Annotated in this window: 19 protein-coding genes; 6 read left to right on the plus strand and 13 right to left on the minus strand. The window is 43.2% G+C overall.

The window, feature by feature from the left end; all coding sequences use genetic code 11:
* Positions 1-4: 4 nt before the first annotated feature.
* From GRFL_RS12435 to GRFL_RS12450, 4 genes are all read right to left on the minus strand, one after another.
* Complete coding sequence (locus GRFL_RS12435) at positions 5-1,474, minus strand: T9SS type B sorting domain-containing protein (RefSeq protein WP_158091620.1); 1,470 nt, start codon at positions 1,472-1,474, stop codon at positions 5-7.
* Between the two features lie 140 nt (positions 1,475-1,614).
* Positions 1,615-4,368 (minus strand): T9SS type B sorting domain-containing protein, encoded by a 2,754-nt coding sequence (locus GRFL_RS12440; RefSeq protein WP_083644933.1) that lies wholly within the window; start codon positions 4,366-4,368, stop codon positions 1,615-1,617.
* Positions 4,369-4,393: 25 nt separating this feature from the next.
* Positions 4,394-5,230 (minus strand): ABC transporter permease, encoded by an 837-nt coding sequence (locus GRFL_RS12445; protein WP_083644934.1) that lies wholly within the window; start codon positions 5,228-5,230, stop codon positions 4,394-4,396.
* Positions 5,230-6,135, minus strand: coding sequence for an ABC transporter ATP-binding protein (locus GRFL_RS12450; RefSeq protein ID WP_083644935.1), 906 nt, complete (start codon positions 6,133-6,135; stop codon positions 5,230-5,232). The genes GRFL_RS12445 and GRFL_RS12450 overlap by 1 nt, the downstream gene beginning before the upstream one ends.
* A 93-nt stretch (positions 6,136-6,228) precedes the next feature.
* On the opposite strand from GRFL_RS12450, the gene GRFL_RS12455 reads away from it, so the two are divergent.
* A complete protein-coding gene (locus GRFL_RS12455) occupies positions 6,229-7,293 on the plus strand; it encodes a hypothetical protein (protein ID WP_083644936.1) in 1,065 nt (354 codons plus the stop codon).
* Between the two features lie 81 nt (positions 7,294-7,374).
* Here GRFL_RS12455 and GRFL_RS12460 read toward each other — a convergent pair whose 3' ends face one another.
* From GRFL_RS12460 to GRFL_RS12485, 6 genes are read right to left on the minus strand one after another with little or no spacing between them, the layout of a single operon-like run.
* Positions 7,375-8,433, minus strand: coding sequence for a nucleoid-associated protein (locus GRFL_RS12460; RefSeq protein WP_083644937.1), 1,059 nt, complete (start codon positions 8,431-8,433; stop codon positions 7,375-7,377).
* A gap of 28 nt (positions 8,434-8,461) precedes the next feature.
* Complete coding sequence (locus GRFL_RS12465) at positions 8,462-8,974, minus strand: IS1096 element passenger TnpR family protein (RefSeq protein ID WP_083644938.1); 513 nt, start codon at positions 8,972-8,974, stop codon at positions 8,462-8,464.
* A gap of 24 nt (positions 8,975-8,998) precedes the next feature.
* The gene (locus GRFL_RS12470; protein ID WP_083644939.1) at positions 8,999-10,027 is read right to left on the minus strand and encodes a COX15/CtaA family protein; all 1,029 of its coding nucleotides are present in this window, start codon (positions 10,025-10,027) and stop codon (positions 8,999-9,001) included.
* Positions 10,028-10,029: 2 nt separating this feature from the next.
* Complete coding sequence (locus GRFL_RS12475) at positions 10,030-11,463, minus strand: CCA tRNA nucleotidyltransferase (RefSeq protein WP_083644940.1); 1,434 nt, start codon at positions 11,461-11,463, stop codon at positions 10,030-10,032.
* A gap of 3 nt (positions 11,464-11,466) precedes the next feature.
* Positions 11,467-12,036, minus strand: a complete 570-nt coding sequence (locus tag GRFL_RS12480) for an L-threonylcarbamoyladenylate synthase (RefSeq protein WP_083644941.1) — start codon at positions 12,034-12,036, stop codon at positions 11,467-11,469.
* The gene (locus GRFL_RS12485; RefSeq protein ID WP_083644942.1) at positions 12,023-13,126 is read right to left on the minus strand and encodes a glycosyltransferase; all 1,104 of its coding nucleotides are present in this window, start codon (positions 13,124-13,126) and stop codon (positions 12,023-12,025) included. The genes GRFL_RS12480 and GRFL_RS12485 overlap by 14 nt, the downstream gene beginning before the upstream one ends.
* A 131-nt stretch (positions 13,127-13,257) precedes the next feature.
* Between GRFL_RS12485 and GRFL_RS12490 the strand changes: the two genes are divergently transcribed.
* Positions 13,258-14,043, plus strand: a complete 786-nt coding sequence (locus tag GRFL_RS12490; RefSeq protein ID WP_083644943.1) for a glycosyltransferase family 2 protein — start codon at positions 13,258-13,260, stop codon at positions 14,041-14,043.
* Complete coding sequence (locus tag GRFL_RS12495) at positions 14,021-14,794, plus strand: lipopolysaccharide kinase InaA family protein (protein ID WP_236995797.1); 774 nt, start codon at positions 14,021-14,023, stop codon at positions 14,792-14,794. Before GRFL_RS12490 ends, GRFL_RS12495 begins: the two co-directional genes overlap by 23 nt.
* On the opposite strand, the gene GRFL_RS12500 is transcribed toward GRFL_RS12495, so the two are convergent.
* From GRFL_RS12500 to GRFL_RS12510, 3 genes are read right to left on the minus strand one after another with little or no spacing between them, the layout of a single operon-like run.
* Positions 14,795-15,853 (minus strand): CDP-glycerol glycerophosphotransferase, encoded by a 1,059-nt coding sequence (locus GRFL_RS12500; protein WP_083644945.1) that lies wholly within the window; start codon positions 15,851-15,853, stop codon positions 14,795-14,797.
* The gene (locus GRFL_RS12505; protein WP_083644946.1) at positions 15,850-16,902 is read right to left on the minus strand and encodes a glycosyltransferase family 9 protein; all 1,053 of its coding nucleotides are present in this window, start codon (positions 16,900-16,902) and stop codon (positions 15,850-15,852) included. The genes GRFL_RS12500 and GRFL_RS12505 overlap by 4 nt, the downstream gene beginning before the upstream one ends.
* 10 nt (positions 16,903-16,912) lie before the next feature.
* Positions 16,913-17,728 carry a 2,3,4,5-tetrahydropyridine-2,6-dicarboxylate N-succinyltransferase gene (locus tag GRFL_RS12510; protein WP_083644947.1) on the minus strand — a complete coding sequence of 272 codons (816 nt, stop codon included), beginning with the start codon at positions 17,726-17,728 and terminating at the stop codon, positions 16,913-16,915.
* A gap of 85 nt (positions 17,729-17,813) precedes the next feature.
* Between GRFL_RS12510 and ruvX the strand changes: the two genes are divergently transcribed.
* The 3 genes from ruvX to GRFL_RS12525 are packed head-to-tail and all read left to right on the plus strand — an operon-like array spanning position 17,814 to position 19,331.
* Positions 17,814-18,218 (plus strand): Holliday junction resolvase RuvX, encoded by a 405-nt coding sequence (ruvX, locus tag GRFL_RS12515; RefSeq protein ID WP_083644948.1) that lies wholly within the window; start codon positions 17,814-17,816, stop codon positions 18,216-18,218.
* 21 nt (positions 18,219-18,239) lie between these two features.
* A complete protein-coding gene (gene def, locus GRFL_RS12520) occupies positions 18,240-18,830 on the plus strand; it encodes a peptide deformylase (protein WP_083644949.1) in 591 nt (196 codons plus the stop codon).
* 57 nt (positions 18,831-18,887) lie between these two features.
* Positions 18,888-19,331 carry a DUF5606 family protein gene (locus GRFL_RS12525; RefSeq protein WP_083644950.1) on the plus strand — a complete coding sequence of 148 codons (444 nt, stop codon included), beginning with the start codon at positions 18,888-18,890 and terminating at the stop codon, positions 19,329-19,331.
* The last annotated feature ends 16 nt before the right edge of the window (positions 19,332-19,347 follow it).

Consider the following 19,347-nt stretch of genomic DNA (forward strand, 5'->3'; position numbering starts at 1 on the left):
TCGCTTACCTTTTCAGGCTGAAATGCCCGTTGAATTCCTGTCCGTTTTTTAACGTAACTCGAAACCAGTAATCATCTGCCGGCAGCGGCTTTCCGTTAAAAGTACCATCCCAGCCATCAGACGAAACATCCATGTTTTTCAGCAGTTTTCCGTAGCGATCAAAAATATTGACAGTATTCTGGCTGCCGGCCGCTTTTTTGATCCCTTTGATCTGCCATTTATCATGAATACCATCGTTATTTGGAGTGAAATAAGTATCGTAACCTAATACTGCGATTTCTGCTTCGATGATTGCGCAGCCCTTTTTATCCCTGATATACAGTGTTTGAAATCCAGATTCTACATCAGTAAAAGTGGTTCCGGTCTGGTAAGGGCCATCAATATTTCCAATGGAATATTCATAATCCAGGTTTTCAGGGATATTTAAAGTAAGAGTATTGAGGTTAGAATTAACCTGCGGTTGGACCACTTCGTATGAGGTGACCTGTGGAGGGGCATTCAGAATCAATTCGATTTCTGCAATGTTGTAACAATCAGGATCATTTAAATTTGAAACTTTGGTATAGATAGTTTCTCCACTTGTTTCGATTAGACTATTTAAAGGATCTATATTATTTATAGCGTTTTCCTTGGAATGGAAATATGAAAAAATAAAATTATCTGGAGTCTCATCGGTTAATATGATGTTTGGAATTTTACTCAGATCAAACATTACTGTACCGGAATTATCAATATCACATGATTCTAAACTTCCTACCAGGTTAATTGGAGGACCAGGATCAATAACCAGTGTAAAACTGGTAATTTTAAAACAATCGGTAAAATTATTTTTCACCCTTACGTAAATTTCTTTTTCAGGTATATTGCTCCAAAATTGATTAGTTAATTGATTTTTATTATCGAATGCATCGCCACGGTTCTTATGATAACTAATAGTAATATTATGTTGATCTGAAATTTGATCTCTTACTGAATTAAGGTCAAAAATAGCCTCGCCTATTGCATTACATTTACGAATGTTATCAGGTTTTGAAATTTCAGGCCCATTCGGAAAGGGAAGTCCACCGATAGTAGAAGTGCCGGTCCATTTTAATTTAAAAGATTCCTCTCCTATGTGACGGTCTATGAGTATATAATAACTTTCACCCTCCTTTACATTAAGACTTTTTAAATACCCATTCCCCTGATCAATAGGTTCTGAAGTGTCCGTTTCATTATCACTCATTCCAGTAATGTTTGAAGTTGAATCAACAAAATCAGGAATTAATGCTGAACAGCGTATGGCATCTTTAAGATCACTGCAACTTGCATTAGGTCCAAAAACATAGAAATCATAATTAATACGCGTTTCTGAAGAATTAGGGATGAGGTCGAAACCAAGTGTACCTTCTTTTGTGATCTCGATATAAAGCCAGAGACTGTTATGTTCGAGACTACCGCATGAATTAAGATTTTCTATTTCCTCTTTACCCATACCTTCTGCATTTGAAGAAATTTCTCCATTACCGCAAATTTTGATTGCATTAATACAATCATTGGGATTAGTTTGTGCTCCTAACAGAAATTGATTTAAGAATATGATTAATAGCAATATTTTGGAAATTTTTGAGCTAGTCATAAATTTCGGCGTATTAGAGAAAAATGACCATTGAATTCCTGCCCATTTTTCAAAGTGACTCGAAACCAGTAATCATCTGCCGGCAGCGGCTTTCCGTTAAAAGTACCATCCCAGCCTTCAGTACCTGAAAAGAGCTGTTTCAGAAGTTTTCCGTATCGATCATACAGAAATATGCCTTTAATCTGATAATCTGCAGCTTTGATTTCAAAGGGTTTCCAACGATCGTTATAGCCATCGTTATTAGGGGTGAAATAAGTGGGGAAACCAAATACGAAAATCTCCTGACTGATTACTTCGCAGGCATTGTCGTTCTTCACATAAATGGTGTGAGGTCCAGGTTCGATATTGGTAAAAAGTGCTTCGGTTTGAAATGCATCGAGATTATCTATGGCATAAAAACCTGTCCCGTTTGGTTCCGAAACGATTTCGACCTGGCTATTGTCCACTTCACTGGTGATTAACACATCCAAGATTTCCGGGGCCATTTTTTCAGAAACTTCGTAGGCGATATTCCGGGAACAACCCAATTCCTTGTCGGTGACCCTTAGCAGATATTCTCCGCCTTCTGTGGCAGTGATAACTGGACTCGTTTGGCCTGTGTTCCATGAAAACTCATACCTCGTGTTATCGATATCAATCTCTTCTCCAAGTGCTATCGGGAATTCAGAAGAACAAGCCTCTTTTTGGAAAAATTCCGGTAATTCCGGAACCGAACCTATTTTCAATTCCACTTCTCCAGATCCGTAACATATATTATCACTGTTTGCCCTGATAAAAAGAACTCGTGGATTGCTCACATAATATTCCGGTAGCGGGCGCTGGCCCAGAGCGGCATCAGCAGCATATTCGTGAAAAGTAAGATTGACTGTCTCCGGAAGATTATTATCTCTCCTGATATTTTCTTCGATCAGGCCTAGATTGAATTCCGCTTTTCCGTTTCCCAGATCACAACCGCTAACCGGTTCCGGAAAGAGGTTCACACCATCTTTGGTCTTTAGTGTAATTTCTGCCAGGCTGTAACATAAAGAACCGAACGAGGTCACTTTCGCGATAATCTTCTGGTTCCTGGATGAATTGGTGAAAATGTTATCTATTGCATTGGTGTTTTCCACGTCTGCTTCAGCGGTTGAGCGCGACAGGTAAAAATAAATCTGTGTACTCGAATTACCTTTTGAAACCGGGTCTTTAGCTAATTGTAAATTGAATTCAGCTATTCCATCATCTGGATCATCATCATAAATATCACATTGAATAAGATCATAGGTATCCAGTATATCGGGGTTTTCCGCAATATCTACCTGCTTACACACCGGTTCCTGCAGGACACCATCGATATAACCGTTCATGGTTACCGTATAACTGCCGGGTGCGGTGTAAGTGTGTGTTACCGAAGTGCCGCTGGCTGTGGTATTGTCTCCAAAATCCCAGTCGGCATTTTCAAATTCTGAATCTTCGGAAATAGAAAAACTGGTCACATCGCCCAAGCACAGATTTTCAAATTCAAATTCATTTTTCAGTAAGGACTGGATAAATTGTGGCAGTCCCAGAGTCACCAGCGTATTTTGGGGGAATTTGATCGCATCCTGAATATAACGGCAGGCTGTTCCGGTTTCCTCTGGTTTGTCTATGACTGAAAGCGCCGGATGGCCATCGGCAAGGAAGGGATACCCGGAGCGGTAGATTTTCCCGTTTATTGCAAGCTGAAGTGCACCTGCAGTAAAATCAGAAGAATAGATAAGTTTTTCGGTAAGGCTGACGTTTGAACTCAACGGATCAAATTGGTATAATTCTGAATGGTCCAGAACACCATTGGGCTTATAGAAATTATTAGTGATATAAAGCTTCTCTGATTTTGCCGAAAACTCTACGCCATAGGGGTAGGCATTATCTAAAACCAGTCGTTCGTTGGAAACTGTTCCGTCCACATCGTTAAAATCATAAAGAAACACTTTCCCATTCTGTTTATTTGTGTCTTTTGGGCCACCTCCAACCACGGTCGAGGCATGAGCGATCGCCAGCATTTTTCCGTTTGGAGAGATCTTCATGTATCCTATTCCGGTTTTATTGGCACCATCATCCCTGGTGGTAGGCGGGATATTAGTGGGAACGCTCGAAATAACGGGCGTTGTATTAACACCATTTTCACTTACCAAAAAAGCATAGAACTTGTTTGTAAACTGGGTGACTACCCAATAGGATTCACAATCTCCGGCGATAACTGCTGAAATTTTTTCAGAACTCTTAAATTCTGCTTCGTTGGCGTTATTAGGATCATAAGTAGTAAGCGGGATATTCTTCTGGCCTGGCACAATATCCCCAAGTCCTGAATTGAGGGAGAGGTCAATGATATTGTAATGAACTCCTTCAATAGGATCGTTTTTTGGAATAGTGTAGTCTGGCTTATCTACGGTAAACAGGTAATAGATCCCTGGGCTTTTGGGTTTCGGAACGATCAGGGCAGACTGCGTACTGGAAACATTTCCTTTCAGGTCCCGGCCGTTAGGCATGATCTCATGAGTTCTATCCAGGACTTCAGTACCGTCGGAACTGAACAATAGATTCCCGTTCGGGTCAGAAATAGTTGCCACACCTTCAATTGTTGTGATCTGCCCACCCTGAACCGGTATTGCTGTACCCCCTTCAAATTTCAACCCGGCCCGAATTCCGAAGAACCAATTGGCGCCTTCTTTCTGGGCAAGGGCATTAAAACAAAAGCACAGAAGAAAAATGATGATGATGTTTTTCTTCATAAACCTTTAAAGCTACTTAAAATAGCTATAAATCCCGTTTCTTTAGAAGAATTAAAGATGAATAGACAAAAATCGCGGTCCAAATCAATACGATCAGGATTTGATACCAGTGGATGCTGTAATCTTTACCAATTTCGGTTCCCAGCTGGTTGGCTGCGGCCTGGATGGCATTTAACCTGGAAAATGGTTCAATGATCAGGTTGGACATAGCTTCTAACGGAAAGAACTGCATGATGTGCTCAGCCGTATCAGTACCCTTAAAAACTCTGAAATTCAGAAAAGCATACAGAATCTTTTCGAGAATGGACCAGACGATCAAAAAACCCAGGGCAAAAGCGGAGCGCTTCACGAGGATTCCCAGGAACATACAAAAAGCGAAGAACCCCGTCAATTTTACGAAATAGGCTACCAGGTATTCCAGGTCGCTGAAGACAATAGAAAATTCGGTAAAATCAGAAAAAGAATATCCCAGAATAAGGGAGATGGAAAAAACGAAAATCGTGGAAACAGCGGAGAAAACCAGAACTGTGAGAAATTTGGAAAGCACAAATTCCTTCTTGCTCAAGCCGTCTATCAGGTTTTGTTTGATGGTCCTGTTACTGTATTCATTAGACATCATGGAGACGATCACGATAGCCAGGAAAAGTTTTAAAACTGCGGCAATATAGGTGTTAAAATGCCAGATATACGGAAAATTGAAAATCCCCTGGTCTGCCACTCTGAATTCGATTTTACCAATATTGAATTCTATGGATGCGATGAGTGCAATAAAGGTGATCAGGACGAAATAGGCGATGATCAGGATCCGCGATGAACGGCTGTAACGAAGTTTGTTATATTCTATAGCGAGTAGACGTTGCATTAATTCTGAGAGATTTGATTGGTTAACTGAAGGAATTGTTCTTCTAAACTTTCTTTACGCTTGCGGAGATAGGAAAGTGACAGGCCTTTTTCAAAAAGGTACCGGTTGATCTCTTCCGCATCGATGGGCGTTTCCAAAAAAGCGGTTAAATAACCTTCTTTCAGCGTAATTTTCCCAATTCCGGGATGACCCTGAAGCAACTGTTCCAGTTTGTCCATATCGCTTGCCTGCAGTTCCAGGAATCCGTGGCTATTCACAATTTCATCTACCGGTCCGCTATATAACTTCACGCCTTTCCGGATAATGACCACATGGGAACAAACTTTTTCCACTTCATCTAAGAGGTGAGAAGCGAGCAAAATCGTGGTTCCTCCGGCTGCAATCTGCCTGATGATCTCCCGGATCTGGTGAATTCCCTGTGGATCCAGCCCATTGGTGGGTTCGTCCAAAATCAGAATTTCAGGATCATTCAGTAGGGCAGAGGCGATGGCCAGCCGTTGTTTCATTCCCAGCGAAAAAGTGCGGAATTTACTGTCTTTTCGGTCCATGAGTCCAACGATCTTCAGTTTTTCATGGATCTTGGCGGGAGGAGTTCCCTTGATCTTACAAACCAAGGCCAGGTTCTGTTCGGCGGTCATGTAAGGATAAAAATTGGGATGTTCGATGATCGCCCCTACTTTTTTCAGGGCTTCATGAGTGGAAGTCGTGCCGTCAAACCAGCGAAAATCTCCGGAAGTTTTATTTACCACGTTCAAAACCATTCCCAGGGTGGTGGATTTTCCGCTGCCGTTGGGTCCGAGGATTCCGTAAACATTTCCTTTTTCGATGCTGAAGCTCAGGTTGTCAACGGCGGTAATTTTGCCAAATCTTTTGGTGAGGTTGTTCAGGCTTAAGATAGTTTCCAAGATTGATGATGTTTAGAAGTACGACGACTAAAGTAGCATTTTGTTACAGGATTCCTTATAATAAGCTTATTTTTGAGAAAATCGTTCAGTTTTATGCAGGAGAAACTCATGTCCAGAAAGAAACCGTCTTTTCCAATTAACGATCGTTTTAATCGCTATTTGGCCAAGTACAACCGCAATACCCGAATCCCGGTTTTCTATGATGACCTGCTTCGGTTTTCGGGATCGGTGGTGGTTTATGACCAGCATGATGAAGATACTTTCTGGGTGCGCTGTTATTATCCAGATTTTGAACGTACCGAAATTGATAACAGCCTGAAAAAGGTCTATACGATCTTACATTCAGACGGGAGCGATGATTCCCTGGAATGGCTGAACGTGGATGCGATCGATTACTGCACCTTCGGAAATTCGAAGCCTTTCCGTATCAAGATCAGGAATATTCTGAATGATAGTTTTACCTATTTCTACGTGAAAAAAGCTGATGCCTCGCGCCTCTACGGACTCGAATTCGAGCATTTGCTCTCTCCACACCGAATCAATTTCCTGGTATTTAAAGATACCCTGATAGAGGAACATATTGCAGGAATTCCGGGTGATGTTTTTATTGAAGATCATTTGCCGGAATGTGACCTGCGGGCCCAGACCCAGATCGCCAAGCAATTCGTGAAATTCAATGAACGCTGCACGGTTCGATTATTAGGCGATATGCGCTCCTATAATTATGTGGTGATTCCAACCCATGATTTTGATCACGTGGAATACCAGATCAGGGCGATCGATTTTGACCAGCAGTGTTATGAAGGTAATTTGAAGGTGTACCGGCCGCAATTTTTCAAGGAAAACTATAAGATGGTGAAGCTGGTTTCTGAAAAACTGGAGGAGTCTTCCATCGAGCAATACCGTAAAGAAGAACGTTCCCTGCTAGCCAAAAGAATGATCAACACCAAGAGCCGCTATAAAGAGCTAATTCGCTGTATGATCAACGATCACGTTTCAACCAAGGAGAATGTGAAGCAGCTTCGACAGGACCTCTACGGTTTTTCGAAAGATATGAAATTCAAGCGCGCCAGCACGATGGGGCAGATCTTGAGAACGGCCCTCGATTTTGTAAAGCGAAATTACGAGAACGTCAATACCCAGCGAATGCAGAATTAGCAGAATGCAACCTGCTGAGCAATTCTTTGTGGTATTCCACTTCTGAATTCGCTGCTTTCAGCAAAAAATTTCCAGGCTTGATTATTTCTTTTCTTCCTTATTGAAGTAAACGAGGTAGTAATACATCTGGCGCTCTTCGTCCCAACCTTTTTCCACGAATTTTTCGGCAGATTCTGCGTTGACAAAATCCATTTTGATCTGGATGTTCGTATCCAGGTTGATCACATTCTTGATCTTTTTGCGCGCTTCAGTGACCGCCTTATTGGAAATTGGAAAAGAACTCAGGTCTTCTACCTTGTATTTCGGCGCTTTTTCCACCTTGTAATTCTGAAATTCCGGGATCAAAGCCGGGTTGTCGATCACCGAGTTGAGATAATTGGTCTCTTCGAAATCGTCATTTTTGGCAAAATAATCCATGCTTCGGTTCATGAACATCACTTCCTGCTTTTTGTCTTCCGCAGGTAAAACCACATCCTTTGCGAAATTCTTTGCGAAATTCAGATAATTTTTAGTGAAGTAATTTTCGTCTGCCAGGACATCTGTTCCAAGGAAATTTTCCAGCCAGTACTTGGTATCATACCGGTTGGAATCGACCGACATGATTTTGTAGCCTTCTGCGCGATTCTTATTGTAAATGATCGCGCCCTTGTCCAGTTTGTTGAGGTTCACACCCTGCTGAACCAGCATTTCCAGGTTGCTCGATTTTTGCTCGAACTGCAGGAAATCGTGTTTTAATTCTGATTTAAAGATACCCAATGCCGAAACTTTCTCATTGTCCAGCATCATATTTTCAAAATACACCACGTAAACTTCCCCGCTCTTGATATGCGGATGGTTGGATTGCTCATACAGTAGCGTGGCGATCTTTTTGGAATATTCATGCGCGTTGTGAGGATCATCAAATACCGAATTTGTAAGATTGTACAACTCATGAAATTCCAAGTCGTGCTCATGATGAAAACGATAATACGATTCTTCCTTGTCCCGGAAAGGTTTCAGAAAATATTCCTTGATCAGCGGTTTGATCTCATCATTGAGATGAAACGTGGAAGCTGATAAAAAGATATTTTCACCGCGACTTTTATTCCCTACACGGTGAATAGAAAGCGATTCAATCTGGGCATTATAAAGGTTGAACATATTGTAAAAATGGGTTTATGATTGGGTATTAATTCCAGTGTTCGTCAAAATCAAAGTCATCGAAATTATCGGTATCGAAAGCGTCAAAATCGCCATTCAGGCCGGCGTCTTCGTCTTCTCCAACAAATTCTTTGTCTGGGGCGCTGTCTGGCAACTGCCCGTGGGCAAACATCAAATTAGGATAATCGCGGCCTTCTTCTACTTCCGCAATATCTGCCAGTTCCACGAGAAAAGTCCACATTTTCAGAAAATCGTACACGTAGATCACGCGGGTTTGTGATTCTGAAAGTACCGAATCCAGCGCCGTTTCGTTCATCAGTTTAATAGACGAATCGGTTCCGCTCATATCAAATTGATGAATTTCCTCGCCCTGGTTCCAGTCTTCATCGCTCACGTAAAAGGAGGCCATCTCTGCGCCGTCAAAACCGAAGGACTGGATGATCGCATTATGAAGGTCTTCAAAAGTATTGTTCTCAAGGAGTTCAATATCCCGGAAAACATCTTCTTCCGCATCTAAAATCACTCTGAATCTATAAACCATAATCTGAATTTTGGGACGCCAAAGTTACGATATTTCAATCTTCTTTCGGGCATCAAATGTTTGCATTAACAGATAAAACTGAATCCCGAAAAGTATGGAGGCGATCACCAGGTGAACCGGTTGCGAAAGTACCGGAAAATCAAAATAATACATCACGATCCCAGTGATGACCTCAATCAGGATCAGGGCCATCACCCAGTTGATCAGGTTCAGGCCTAGTTGTAATTTACGGTTGCGGTACCACAGCCACAGGTTCACCAGCAAAACCAGGATGGAAAAGGAGCGGTGAATGTAAAATGTTATATTTGGATCGTTCAGCCATAATTCTTCAGAAGCGTATCCCAGGTTTCGTACCTGTTCGTCTATGAATTGTCGTACCTGTGTTCCCAACACAACCTGGATCAGCGTAAAAATGGTAGCTACGATCATCAAAGTTTTGAAATTAGCCGTGCTTCTGGTATCATCTGAATCTTTTTCCGAAGAAATAAATAACAAATAAAGCAGCAGGGCTACGATCACCAACGCCATGACCATATGAATGGTGATTTTGGCCGGCGCTAGAACCGAATATACCACGGTTGCACCAAGCCATGCCTGGAAACCCATTAGAAAGACACACAAACAGGATAAGACAGGAATTCGCTTTTTAAGCCTGATCTTTCCAAAACTGAATAAGGCCATTATTACGACCGCGAGGCCGGCCAGCGCCCCAACGAGGCGGTTGATATATTCTACCCAGGTATGCGTAGGATTGAAAATAGCGTAATCGTGTTTTTCATAATTTTGCCAGTTGGCCGCATTGTAATTGGCTCCGGAAGTAAAGTCTCTGGAAGCCACTTTCAGGCTTTCATCCATGATGATCACCTGGCCTTTTTCATACCTATGTTCCGGGTGAAATTCTAGTTCAGCTCTATCGGTGGGCGGGATGTAATACCCAAAACATTTTGGCCAGTCGGGACATCCCATCCCGGAGCCGGTCATGCGCACCATCGCTCCTGCGACGATCACAAGGTAAACGAGTACCAGCGAAATTTTAACCCAGGTTCTGTACATTTTTATGAAGTCACTTCTTTAAGTCCCAATTCTTCTCCTTTTTTCAGCATGAAATCGCGTGCCGGCTCATATTCATTCGGAATATCACCTTCCAGAATAGCCTCTTTGATGGCGTCTTTGATCTGTCCAACTTCGCGACTGGGTTTGATCCCAAAAGTTTCCATAATCTCTTCTCCTGAAACCGGTGGCTGAAAATTCCTGATATGATCGCGTTCTTCCACCTCCTGCATTTTTTCACGAACGATGCGGAAGTTGTTATGATATTTCTTAAAACGCTTGGGGTTTTTAGTGGTAATATCGGCTTCGCAAAGCGTCATCAGGTCTTCAATGTCGTCTCCGGCATCGAAAACCAGTCTGCGAACAGCCGAATCGGTCACGCTTTCATCAACGATTGCGATCGGGCGCGAACTCATTAGAACGAGCTTTTGCACGTATTTCATTTTTTCATTCAGCGGCAGTCGCAGCCTCTTGAAAATCCTGAAAACCATTTTGGCGCCCAGGAATTCGTGCCCGTGGAAGGTCCAGCCCACGCGTTTATCGAATTTTTTGGTCGGTGCCTTGCCAATATCGTGCAATAATGCAGCCCAGCGTAGCCAGAGATTGTCGGTATTTTCAGAAATATTGTCTACCACTTCCAGGGTGTGCCAGAAATTGTCTTTATGCGTTTGTCCTTCCACTTCATCAATACCCTGCAGGGCGGTGAGTTCAGGAAGGATCTTGCGTAAAAGTCCCGTTTTAAAAAGCAACGCAAGACCTTTAGAAGGTTTCGGGCTAAGCATGATCTTGTTCAGCTCCTCGATGATGCGCTCCTTGGAAATGATCTTAATGCGGTCCTGGTTTCGGCGAATCGCCTTCAGGGAATGCTCTTCGATCATGAAATTAAGCTGACTCGCAAAACGGATCGCACGGTACATGCGCAAAGGATCATCTGAATAAGTAATATCTGGGTCTAACGGCGTTTTGAGGATCTTCTTCTGAAGGTCGCTCAATCCGTCAAAAGGATCCAGTAAATCTCCAAATCCATCAGCATTCAGTTTTAAAGCCAGGGCATTGATCGTAAAATCGCGACGGTTCTGGTCATCTTCCAGTGTGCCGTCTTCCACGATGGGTTTGCGGCTATCCTGGCGGTAACTTTCCTTTCGGGCTCCAACAAATTCAATTTCCATATCGAAAGCACGGAGCATCGCTGTTCCGAAATTCTTAAAGACCTGGACTTTCGGTTTGTTGGGAAGTTTTTCAGCAACTTTTTCAGCTAGAGAAATTCCGCTACCCACAGCAACAATATCGATATCTGTAGGTTCACCGCGCTCGAGAATATGGTCGCGTACAAAACCACCGATCACGTAGGCGTCGACGCCCAGCTCATCGGCAGCTTCAGAAATTATTCGAAAAATCTTATGATGTAAAGCTTTACTGTAATTGTGGTGTTTCGGCATCTTCTATTTGCGTATCACTTTCACCTCTCCATCGTTACTCAGCTTGATAATTGCTGAAGGTTTAGGCGATTTTTTTGAACGCTGCAAATTTACTACATAGTCTACACCTTTTAAAATTTGCGGGGTGATTTGATCGAATGATTCCGGAGTTGGCTGCCCACTGATATTTGCGGAGGTAGAAACCAGTGGCCGTCTCAGCTTTTTGATCAGTTCGGAACAAAACCGGTCTCGAACCACGCGAATTCCCAGAGAATCGTCTTCTCCCACCAGGTTTTCAGCGATGCGAATAGGTTTGTCATAAATGATGGTGGTAGGTTTTTTGGAATATTTTAGGATGTCGTAGGCCATCTCCGGAATTTCTTCCACGTATTGCTCGAGCATCTTGAAATTGCTCACCAGGCAGATAAGTGCCTTGGTTTCCTCGCGCTTTTTCAGTTCGTAAACCTTGTCGATCGCATCGGGATTGGTCGCGTCGCAGCCTATTCCCCAAACCGTATCAGTAGGATAGACGATCACGCCTCCTTTTTTTAATACTTCTAATGCTTTCTGAACTTCCTGATCAAACTTTTCCATCGATTATTTTTTTGTATTCCTCCAGCGTTTGCCGGGCCATTTGCTCACTCGTGAAATTATGAATTAATTTCTGATGCGCATTTTCGGCAAATTTACGTCTTAGCTCTGAATCCTCCGCCAAAACTACCAATTTCCTTGCTAAATCCTGGAAATCTCCGGCTTCACTGAGAAATCCATTCTCATTATTCGTGATGATCTCAGGGATACCGCCCACATTCGTGCTCAGAACCGGGACCTTGTAATAAAAACTTTCGTAGAGGAACTGCGGAAGACCTTCTGAATTAGAAGTTAGCAGGGAAATATCGAATTGCGGGATAAGCCCGGAAGCATTGGGGACATACCCCAGGAAACTCACATGGTTTTCCAGGTGTCTTTCGGAGATCTCTTGCTGGAACCTGCCAGTGTGCTCGGTAAACTCCCCGATCTGTACAAAATGGAAATTGGTTTTTTTCTGCTTATTGACGATTTCCTCAATGATCCTGATAAAAGTAGACAGGTCTTTCGCTTTGATGTGATTGGCGATCATTCCCACGATGACAATGTGAGACGGTAACTGCAGTTTTTTCCGAAGATCCATTTCATTTAACTGAAGCCGCGAAACATTGCAGCCATGGTAGATCGTCACCAGTTTTTGTTGATTTTTAATTCTTCGTGCGCTAATCTTTTTAGTCTCTTCTGAAACGCATAAGATCTTAGCGATCTTGGAAGAATTGTACTTATACAGCGTTTGCTGTCGATTTTTTATAGGATAAGAAGTTTTTTTGCTGAATATAAATTCGGGCAATTTTGTCAGTTTAGAGGCGATAATAGCCAGGGTGATCGCGTTTGGGTCGTGTAGATGGAGGAGGTCGATCGACTCATTTTTACAAATAGTAATGATCTTAAAAATGTACCTCGGGTCTACATTCTTCCGAAGCGGAGCAACGGCGTAGGCGATCCCGGCATTTGAAAGTTTTTCCTCAAAACGGGCATTTTCGGTAAGCAACACCTTACTGCGAACACCCAATTTTTGAAGTTCCAGGCAAAGGTTTTCTATATGCTGTTCACCACCTCCCCAGGTTTTGACCGTTGAAAGGTGTAAAATGTTCATGCTTTTTCTTTTTCGTAAAGAGACAAAATTCTGGTTAAGATCGCTAAATTTTACTTCCTCATTTTTATTCTGCTATTTTTGTAACGAAAGAATGCTGAAAAAACCCAATCTGTTTCAGTTAATTTAATTGCATGAAAACCGCTTTGCTCGTTTCAACTTATAACTGGCCGGAAGCCCTGGACCTCATTTTCCGAAGTCTTTTAAAGCAGAAGGAATTGCCTGATGAGGTTTTGATTGCCGACGATGGTTCCGGGGAAGCAACTAAAAAGCTGATTGCCGATTTCAAGGCTGGTTCAACATTGGCGGTCAAACACGTCTGGCAGGAAGATCACGGTTATCATAAAAGCAAAATCCTGAATAAAGCCATTGCCGCTTCAGAAGCCGATTATATTATTCAGATTGATGGTGATTGCCTGATGCATCCCCATTTCATCCATGATCATAAAGCGAATGCCGAAGCGACTACTTTTTTATTCGGAAGCCGTGTAAATATTGAAAAACAACTGCGTGATAAGATCATGGATTGCAAGCAGGTGAATTTTGGTTTTTTTCAGAAAGGCCTGCAGCGCCGAACCCGGAACATTCATTTTCCCATTTTAGGAAAATCGTATAAATGTTCCATGGATCTTTCCAGGAAACTGAGAGGCTGCAACATATCTTTCTGGCGCGAGGATTTCATCCAGATCAATGGTTACAATGAAGATATGACTGGTTGGGGGAGAGAAGACTCAGAAATGGCGGCCAGGCTCCTGCATTGCGGTGTGGCGGGTAAGCGGTTGCGATACCAGGGGATCGTGTATCATCTCTGGCACCCGATCAATGACAGGGGAAGGGATGTGATCAATTCCCAAATTCAACAGCAAACGCTGGAAGAGCGGGCAAAATCCTGTAGCAATGGCATCGGTAAATATTTATAAACGCAAATCATCCATGAAATTTATCGTTGCCAAAGATTTTACGGCTTATTCAGAAGACCTGGAAAGAATGATTCAAAATTTTTCCCGGGAAGGAAGTGTTTTGAGCACAGGCCGGAATGAGATCAGGATCTTTGAACTGAACGGAAAAAGTATCAATGTCAAAGCCTTCAAGATCCCGAATGCCGTGAATAAGATCGCTTACCGGTTCTTTCGTAAAAGCAAGGCCCAACGATCTTTCGAGTATGCCTCCATTCTGACCCAAAAAGGCATTGGAACTCCCTTGCCGATTGCCTATGCTGAAGAAAACAGGCTCACGTTTGGCCGAAGTTTCTACGTCTGTGAACACTTGGATTGTGAGTTTACATTTCGGGACCTTAGCGCAACTGATGTTAAGCTCCTTCAGGAGTTTACGCGCTTTACCTTCCAGTTGCATGAAAAGGAAATTGAGTTTCTGGACCATTCCCCCGGGAATACACTCATCCGTAGAAATGCTGAAAAATACCAGTTCTTCCTGGTGGATCTCAACCGGATGAATTTCAGGAAAATGGATTTTGAAGCGCGGATGAAAAATTTTTCCCGTCTTACCGCAGATGAGGCGATTTTGCGGGTTATGGCAAGGGAATATGCGATTTTATACGGAAAGCCCGAAGAGCTGGTCTTCGAAAAAATGCAATTTTACACGCATCAGTTTCAGGAAAAATTCCACAGAAAAAAACGTTTGAAAAAACAACTGAAATTCTGGAAAAACTGATTACAGGGTGTAGGGTTTCCGGTAGGATTTCCAGGTGAAATACCCCAGTTTTTTCCGAATTTTATACCGGCGAATAAGATTTAGCGGTTTGGTTTTTAGGTGCGATTTGTCCCGGTGAAGGCAATCAATACAGGCATCGATCACACGGGCACTGGAACGTCCATCTTCATAAGGATGGGAAAATTCGGCGAATTTATCGATTTCTTTCAGTAAGGCTACAGGGTATTCAGCCGCTTTTTCCAGGGCATCAGCTATTTCCGAAGCATTCTGAATATTCAGCATATAGGCCTGCGGCATATTATTATCTATCGTCACCACGGGTTTGCGCTGCAATACGAATTCGATCAAAGCCGAAGTCGTATCAGACAGCATGAGATGGGCTTTTTTGAATAGCGGAATCAGGTTCGTGGTATCGTGATATTTCAGATTTTCGTGCTGCATTTCCCGAAATTTTTGTTTGATCCCTTCCGGAAGTTTTGGATGCAGCACCACATCAAAATGCCAGTTCCCGGTTTTGGATAAGCGCAGTATTTCTTCGACGACATCTTCCTTTAAAGCTAGGCTGTAATATTTGGTAAAAGTAGACGAGATCAGGACATTCTTGGGGTTGGTCTTGCCGTTCTCCAGCGGAAACAGCGGATCCATTTTGGACCAGCCTGTCTCGATCACTTCAAATGTCTGATATTTTTTTTGCTGCTTCTGAAAAGGTTTGGTACTGGAAGGCCCCTGAGTACAATACAAATCAAAAAAGCCCCGAATGGTAAATTGATCGGTTCCTTTCCTTTTATTCGCCGGAAAACCGTGAAAAACCTGAACTTTCAGGCCCGGAAAAAAATCGGCCACCTGGTCGGTCGCGGTCAGCACCACCTGCGGATCATAGTCCAGGACCTCTTTAACGGTATCCAGCAGCTCACCATTCTCAGGGAAATGGGACTTAGGATACTCATTATCACAAAACCACTTCACCTCGTAACCCCGAAGCTTAATTTCCTCCTGTAGCGGCCGGCCAATGGGCAGCGCATAGGTATGGCTGATGTAGATCAGGAAACGATAGGTCATGAAGCATGATTTTGACAGAATTCCAGCAGTTTCTCCTGAAATAATTCCGGTTTGAATTCCCTGTACAGCCGCATGTTTTCAGCTTTCAGTTCTTTCTGTATTTTATTTTGAAAAAGCTCCGGCCGGTAATCCCGCAGGTGCACCGAAACATTATTCGTTCCGTCTTCAAAAACATTCCAGTTAGCCTTCTGTAGCTCGGGCGAAAATATGGCAAATGTTGGTATATCCAGTGCCTTAGCCATGTTTACACCACCGCCTTCGTTGCCAATAAGCGCCTTGCAGTAGGAAGTGAGCGCCAGGAATTCCCGTAAATTTTTTCCGTAGAGGTCGATCGCGATGCGTTCCTGGGTTTCTTTTTCGCAAAGGTTATAAATGGCCATCACGTCGTTCTCCTGGGCAGGAATATAATTCAGTAATAAGGTCGTGTTGGTATGCTGAACAATCCAATCGAGCAGCCTGGCCATGAACATGGGCGGATAGGTTTTTTGCTGCGAACTTCCTAAAATACTGATCATTAACAGATCCTGTTCCTGTGGATTTAAACCGTGCTCCTGCAACATCTCGAGGGCCTGCCTTTTTTCCCTATTCTGAAGGTAGATCTTTGGTTTCAGATTCTTCGGAAAATCAGGAGCAAGCGGAGACAGGAGACGTAACCTTTTTTCGATCGCGGCGCCGGCTTCGGTTTCTGCCTGCATGCTTCTGCTGAAGACGTGGTTGCAAGCCAGTTTCGTATACCATTTTTCATAAGAAACCCTGGTTGTGGCACCTGAAAATCCGGTTACCAGCGCAGTCAGTGGTGTTGCCTGCACATCGATCACCGCATCATATTTTTGAAGTCGGACGGCATTAACCAGGTAGAAAAAATGCTCTTCCCGCCGGAAAGCGATCACTTTGTCTATATGCGGGTTATTGCGCAAAACGGGGAGTGTATGGCGATACACCAGGTAATGCAATTCTGCCCGGGGATATTTCTTCCGAAGCGCTTCAAACAAGACTGAGGATGTCAACACATCCCCAATCATTTTTAATTGTATTACCAGTATCTTCAAACCTGTTTGCTTATACCGCGACGTCGTATTCTCTTAAAGCGTCATTGAGAGACGTTTTCTTGTTCGTGCTGTCTTTTCTTTTGCCAATGATCAGCGCACATGGCACCTGGTATTCGCCCGCAGCAAATTTCTTGGTGTAACTTCCAGGGATCACTACAGATCGTGCCGGCACCAGCCCTTTATATTCTTTCGGCTCGTCGCCGGTCACATCGATGATTTTGGTAGAACCGGTCAGCACCACGTTGGCACCAAGTACGGCTTCTTTTTCTACACGAACCCCTTCTACCACGATACATCTGGAGCCAATGAAGGCATTGTCTTCAATGATCACCGGTGCCGCCTGAAGTGGTTCCAGCACTCCGCCAATCCCAACACCACCGCTCAAATGCACATTTTTACCAATTTGCGCACAGCTTCCCACGGTCGCCCAGGTATCTACCATGGTACCTTCATCTACATAAGCGCCAATGTTTACATAACTTGGCATCATGATCACTCCGGAAGAAATATAAGCGCCGTGGCGTGCTACCGCATTTGGTACCACACGAATTCCTTTTTCCTTGTAGCCACGTTTAAGCGGCATTTTATCATGGTATTCGAAAATTCCAGCTTCAAGAGTTTCCATTTTCTGAATAGGGAAATACAGCACTACCGCTTTTTTTACCCATTCGTTCACCTGCCAGCCATCAGCGGTAGGTTCTGCCACGCGAAGTTCTCCTTTATCCAGTAATTCGATCACCTGGCGAATGGCGTTGGTAGTTTCGGTCTCTTTTAACAATTCCCGGTTTTCCCAGGCTTCCTCAATTTTCGGTTGTAATTGGTCCATTTTCAATTTTTTTCCAAATATAAGGCTTGCTGTCAATATTTATGCTCAAACCAATATAAACCTTACCTTTGCCTAAAATTTCAGAATGGCCAGAGTGCTTGCATTAGATTACGGATTGAAGCGTACGGGCATCGCAGTGACCGACGAGCTGAAGATGATCGCCTCGGGCCTTACGACTGTGCAGACTCCTGATCTGATCGATTTTCTGAAGGACTATTTTCAGAAAGAATCTGTCGAGCGGGTCATCATTGGGGAGCCCAGACGCATGGATGATTCTTTTTCAGAAAATGAAGCGAATATCCGTGAATTTCTGAAGGTTTTTCAGAAGACTTTTCCAGAGATGCCCACAGAACGTATGGATGAGCGTTTTACCAGTAAAATGGCTGTTCAGAGTATGATCGACGGTGGCCTCAAGAAGAAGAAAAGAAGAGATAAAGCCCTGGTAGACGAAATCAGCGCCACGCTGATCCTGCAAAGTTGGCTGTATTAACATAATTCATAAACCCTTAGAATGATTTTACCAATTGTTGCATACGGTGATCCCGTGTTGAAAAAGAAAGCGAAGGATATCGATCGTGATTATCCCAAACTGGACGAGCTGATCGATAATATGTGGGATACGATGTACAATGCCTATGGCGTGGGACTGGCCGCTCCGCAAATTGGCCTTCCCATCAGGTTATTTATGATCGATCCGGCTCCTTTCGCGGAAGATGAAGATCTTACTGCGGAAGAACAGGAACAGCTTAAAAATATGCGGAAAGTGTTCATCAACCCCCAGATCATCGAGGAAGAAGGTGAAGAATGGGCTTTTGGCGAAGGATGCCTGAGCATACCGGAGGTGCGCGAAGATGTCTTCCGAAAGCCACAGATCAAGATCGAATATGTTGACGAAAACTGGGAAAAACACGTGGATACTTTTGACGGACTCGCTGCGCGTGTGATCCAGCATGAATACGATCACATCGAAGGAATTCTGTTTACCGATAAACTTTCCAGCCTTAAAAAGCGTTTGATAAAGAACAAACTGGCCAGCATTTCCAAGGGAAAGATCAATGTGGAATACCGCATGCGCTTTCCGAATGCTAAAAAAGGCCGTTAAGATTTTTGAAAATACACAGGGAGAATTGATATTTGCCCTCCAAAATGAAAAAGTACTATGGGATTAGATAAAGTTCTAGCAATTTCGGGTAAACCCGGTCTTTATGAACTCACTGCGCAAACTCGCGGTGGTTTTGTTGCCAAATCGATGTTAGACGGTAAAAAGATTGCCGTAAATATGCGCCACAACGTGAGCGTGCTGAGCGAGATCGCTATTTATACGTATACGGAAGAGGTGCCGCTGGGAGAGGTTTTTGAAAAAATGAAGGAGAAGGAGAATGGTGAAAAAGCAATCAGCCACAAATCTTCAAAAGCGGAGCTGGAAGGTTATTTTTCCGAAGTTTTGCCAGATTATGATGTAGACCGTGTATACACCAGCGATATCAAAAAGATCGTGCAGTGGTATAATTTGCTGATTGAAAACGGAATGACCGATTTTTCAAAGGAAAGCAAAGAAGAGAAGAAAGCTGAAGAAACGGAAGCTAAAAGCGAAAAAGAATAATTGCTACCTGAAAATT

Origin of the sequence: Christiangramia flava JLT2011 (assembly GCF_001951155.1) — a bacterium.
In the GTDB taxonomy this organism is placed as follows: domain Bacteria; phylum Bacteroidota; class Bacteroidia; order Flavobacteriales; family Flavobacteriaceae; genus Christiangramia; species Christiangramia flava.

Coding starts and splice junctions, on each gene's coding strand:
- GRFL_RS12435 (WP_158091620.1), bottom strand. CDS start 1,474: ATGGGTAAAGAGGAAATAGAAAATCTTAATTCATGCGGTAGTCTCGAA.
- GRFL_RS12440 (WP_083644933.1), bottom strand. CDS start 4,368: ATGAAGAAAAACATCATCATCATTTTTCTTCTGTGCTTTTGTTTTAAT.
- GRFL_RS12445 (WP_083644934.1), bottom strand. CDS start 5,230: ATGCAACGTCTACTCGCTATAGAATATAACAAACTTCGTTACAGCCGT.
- GRFL_RS12455 (WP_083644936.1), top strand. CDS start 6,229: ATGCAGGAGAAACTCATGTCCAGAAAGAAACCGTCTTTTCCAATTAAC.
- GRFL_RS12460 (WP_083644937.1), bottom strand. CDS start 8,433: ATGTTCAACCTTTATAATGCCCAGATTGAATCGCTTTCTATTCACCGT.
- GRFL_RS12465 (WP_083644938.1), bottom strand. CDS start 8,974: ATGGTTTATAGATTCAGAGTGATTTTAGATGCGGAAGAAGATGTTTTC.
- GRFL_RS12470 (WP_083644939.1), bottom strand. CDS start 10,027: ATGTACAGAACCTGGGTTAAAATTTCGCTGGTACTCGTTTACCTTGTG.
- GRFL_RS12475 (WP_083644940.1), bottom strand. CDS start 11,463: ATGCCGAAACACCACAATTACAGTAAAGCTTTACATCATAAGATTTTT.
- GRFL_RS12480 (WP_083644941.1), bottom strand. CDS start 12,036: ATGGAAAAGTTTGATCAGGAAGTTCAGAAAGCATTAGAAGTATTAAAA.
- GRFL_RS12485 (WP_083644942.1), bottom strand. CDS start 13,126: ATGAACATTTTACACCTTTCAACGGTCAAAACCTGGGGAGGTGGTGAA.
- GRFL_RS12490 (WP_083644943.1), top strand. CDS start 13,258: ATGAAAACCGCTTTGCTCGTTTCAACTTATAACTGGCCGGAAGCCCTG.
- GRFL_RS12495 (WP_236995797.1), top strand. CDS start 14,021: ATGGCATCGGTAAATATTTATAAACGCAAATCATCCATGAAATTTATC.
- GRFL_RS12500 (WP_083644945.1), bottom strand. CDS start 15,853: ATGACCTATCGTTTCCTGATCTACATCAGCCATACCTATGCGCTGCCC.
- GRFL_RS12510 (WP_083644947.1), bottom strand. CDS start 17,728: ATGGACCAATTACAACCGAAAATTGAGGAAGCCTGGGAAAACCGGGAA.
- ruvX (WP_083644948.1), top strand. CDS start 17,814: ATGGCCAGAGTGCTTGCATTAGATTACGGATTGAAGCGTACGGGCATC.
- def (WP_083644949.1), top strand. CDS start 18,240: ATGATTTTACCAATTGTTGCATACGGTGATCCCGTGTTGAAAAAGAAA.
- GRFL_RS12525 (WP_083644950.1), top strand. CDS start 18,888: ATGGGATTAGATAAAGTTCTAGCAATTTCGGGTAAACCCGGTCTTTAT.